This window comes from Streptomyces sp. NPDC104106, assembly GCF_055584345.1.
In genome coordinates this window covers 1-3456 of record NZ_JBVJMF010000059.1, presented here as the reverse complement: position 1 = coordinate 3456, position 3456 = coordinate 1, and the positions used below count along the sequence as shown (strand labels likewise).

General features: G+C 71.2%; 4 protein-coding genes. 3 read left to right on the top strand and 1 reads right to left on the bottom strand.

Going from position 1 to position 3456, the window contains the following annotated elements:
- Together ACZ60X_RS43800 and ACZ60X_RS43795 are read left to right on the top strand one after the other, a co-directional pair.
- Positions 1-95: adenosylhomocysteinase (locus tag ACZ60X_RS43800; protein WP_469608585.1), on the top strand; the 95-nt coding region annotated here is incomplete at its 5' end.
- 200 nt (positions 96-295) lie between these two features.
- Positions 296-919, top strand: coding sequence for a hypothetical protein (locus ACZ60X_RS43795; RefSeq protein WP_469611423.1), 624 nt, complete (start codon positions 296-298; stop codon positions 917-919).
- A gap of 69 nt (positions 920-988) precedes the next feature.
- Here the strand turns inward: ACZ60X_RS43795 and ACZ60X_RS43790 are convergent, their stop codons facing one another.
- Positions 989-1969, bottom strand: a complete 981-nt coding sequence (locus tag ACZ60X_RS43790) for an RDD family protein (RefSeq protein WP_469611421.1) — start codon at positions 1967-1969, stop codon at positions 989-991.
- Positions 1970-2119: 150 nt separating this feature from the next.
- Between ACZ60X_RS43790 and ACZ60X_RS43785 the strand changes: the two genes are divergently transcribed.
- Complete coding sequence (locus ACZ60X_RS43785) at positions 2120-3127, top strand: stage II sporulation protein M (protein WP_469611419.1); 1008 nt, start codon at positions 2120-2122, stop codon at positions 3125-3127.
- Positions 3128-3456 lie beyond the last annotated feature (329 nt).

Below are 3456 nucleotides of genomic sequence, written 5' to 3'. Positions count from 1 at the left end.
TCGGCGTGAAGCTCACCAAGCTGCGCCCGGAGCAGGCCGCGTACATCGGTGTCGAGGTCGACGGCCCGTTCAAGCCGGACCACTACCGCTACTGAGCCACCGGCTCCGTAGTCCCGCCCGCCGGGGAGCACGCCGGTGCACCGCCGCGCTCCCCGACAGCAGGTCCCCCGTGGCAGGCCCCCGCACCCCCGTGCCGGGGGCCTGCCCCGTTTCCCCGAACCGTCCAGCCGACCCGGCGCCAGTCCGGGACCGCCGGCCGGTCCGGGCGATCAGCCCGTCAAGCCCCAGGACCCCCATGCCCCGCGGCCGCTATTCGCTCCATGACCCGCACGATCACACCCCCCTCGCAGAAGAGCACTTCCAGTGCGCCCCCGGCCCGTCCGGCTGGCGCTACGTCTCCCGGCTGACCAGCCCCGCCGGTGACCACCGCGGCTCGGTCGACCTCGCCCTGGACGACCTCGGCCGCCCGATTCGCCTCGAACTGCACGCGGGAGGCTGGCAGGTGCGCGGTGCCGCCCTCGACGGCGTCACCTGGGTCCGCACCGACCCCACCGGAACCCATGCCGCCGAAGGCAATGTGCGCGCCCACGCCTTCACCGGCACGTCCCCCGCGTTCCTCATCGCCACTGCCCGTCTCCTGCGCCTCACCCCCTCGTCCACCGCGACCCGCGTACGCCTGGTCGCCTTCACGGATCCGGTCCTCGCCCCCCGCACCGTGGACCAGTCCTGGGCCTTGCTGAACAGCGAAGCACACGCCACTGACAACGGCCCTCTGACCGTGGACGAATACCAGGTCACAGCCCTGGACACCGGCGAGCGGCACAGCGTCCACATCGCCGGCGACGTCGTCCTGGCCGCGCCCGGCATCGAGCTGGAGGACCTTGAGACACCGCCGTCGACGTTCGACCGACGAGGATGAACGCTGATGGCGGCGGACGGTGCCGACGGGTGTGGTGCCGCGACCGTTGATCAGCCTCCGGGCACCACCTCAGGCAGGCGGTGCGAATCCGGTCGGCGGACGGTCGGCCGACGGTTCGCCCCGCGCCGGTGAGGCAGCTGCGCTCGACGGCACGACGGGCGCCGGGCCCTGTGGCTGCCGCGGTCCGGCCGACCGAGCCTGCGCGGACTTCTGCGGCGGGCCGGCCAGGGGAACGGCCGACGGCTCATGCCCGGCCGGCGCTGCGGGTGCGCCGGGCCATGCCGCCGATGGGGTGAAGACACCCACGCCGAACGCCTGACGGGCCTCACGGGACCGCCGTTCGTGCACCAAGGCCGCGAGGAAGGCGGCAGCCGGCAGACCGGGCGGCACCGAAGCACCCGTACGCGCCGCGAGATCGGCCGCGAGCCGCTGCGCCATCCCGACGGAGACCTGCGGATCGAGCTGCGCCATCCGCGTCAGGTACTGCCGCACGGCGAGCCACAGCCCATCCGGCACCGCTGACAGGTCCAACTCGGCGAACCGCCCGGCGAGCCACGGCGGCGGGGGCGGCACGAACCCGGCCGGACCGGTGGGTACGCGCTCCCGTACGACGAGCGTGCCGGCGAACACATCCCCGAGCCGCCGCCCCCGCGCGGACACCAGGGAGGCGATACAGGCCACCACGCCGAAGGTCAGCAGGATCTCGACCACACCGATCGCACCGCGCACCAGCGCGTGCCGGAACCGGATCGGCCCGCCGTCGTCCCGCACCACCCGCAGCCCGAAGGCCAGCTTCCCCAGCGACCGACCGTGGCTGAGGGTCTCCACCGCGATCGGCGCGCCCACCAGGACCAGCAGGAACGTCGCGATCGACAGCGCCACCTGCGCGGCCTCGTCCATGGAAGCCGTCGACATCACCAGGACCACGGTGACGACGGTGTACGCCGTCACGGCCACCACGAGGTCGAACAACACGGCCAGCGCCCTGCTCGGCAGCCTCGCGGGCAGCACTTCCAGCGCCACCGCCTCGCCGGTCACCAGCTCACTCACGCCCGCCGTCCTTCCCTGGTCCGCCCCCGGAACGCAAGTCTGCCAAGCTGTGGGCGCATCGCGCCGCAGTACGACAAGCTGACAGCGAACGCGAGCATCCACGACGAGCGGACGAGCTGTCGACGACCAGCCGAGGAGCAGGCAGACCCGATGGACCTGGACGTCTTCGTCGCCGCACACCGAGCCGAGTGGGACCGCCTCGACGCCCTGCTCCACCGCAGGCGCCGTCTGAACGGCGCGGAAGCCGACGAACTCGTCGCGCTCTACCAGCGCACCGCCACCCACCTCTCCCTCATCCAGTCCAGCGCCCCGGACCCGCGACTGACGGGACGGCTCAGCCAACTGGTGGCACGCGCGCGCAGCGCCGTCACCGGCACACGCCGCGCCTCCTGGCGCGACGCCACGCGCTTCCTGGGCCAGGGCTTCCCGGCAGCCGTCTATCGCGCGCGCCACTGGTGGGCGCCCACGGCGCTGGTCTCCACGGTCGTCGCGATCCTCCTGGGGTGGTGGATCGGCACCCACCCGGAGATGCAGTCGTCCATCGCCGCCCCCAGCCAGCTGCGCCAGCTGACCCGTCCGGGCGGTGAGTACGAGACGTACTACTCCAGCCACCCCGCCGCCGCCTTCGCCGCCCAGGTGTGGACGAACAACGCCCAGGCGGCCGCGATGTGCCTGGTCCTGGGCGTCTTCCTGGGCCTGCCCGTGCTCTGGATCCTCTTCGAGAACATGCTCAACCTGGGCGTCGGCTTCGGCCTGATGTCCTCGGCCGGCCGACTCGACACATTCCTGGGGCTGGTCCTCCCGCACGGCCTGCTCGAACTGACCGCCGTCTTCGTCGCCGCCGGTACGGGCCTGCGCCTGGGCTGGACCCTCATAGACCCCGGCCCCCGCACCCGGCGCACGGCTCTCGCCGAGGAGGGACGGGCGGCCGTCGGCATGGCGATCGGCCTGGCTCTGGTCCTCTTCGTCTCCGGTGCCATCGAAGGTTTCGTCACCCCCTCCGGCCTGCCCACCTGGGCCCGCATCGGCATCGGAGTCATGGCCGAGCTGGCATTCCTGACGTACGTCTACGTCCTGGGCGGCCGAGCGGTGCGCGCCGGCGAGACGGGTGACCTCGAAGCAACGGACCGAAGCGCCACCGTCCCCACGGCTGCCTGATGTGCGTCCGGCCCCTGTGAGCTGCTAGTCTCCTCTTCGCCCCGCAAGACCTGTTGACACGGGTGGCGTGGGGAGGTAGATTCAAACAGTTGCCTGGAACTGGACAAGTTTGGCGGCAAACGTTTAGAATCTACAAGCTTCCTCAGAGAGTGCCGATAGCGGCGCCACGAAGAGGCACCCCTCCGATTACTCAGAAATGAGCGGCCAGTCAGCCCGGCCAAGAACTTCTGATAAAGTCGGAACCGCCGGAAAGGGAAACGCGAAGCGAAAGCGGAGCGGGAACCTGGAAAGCACCGAGGAAATCGGATCGAGAAAAGATCTGATAGAGT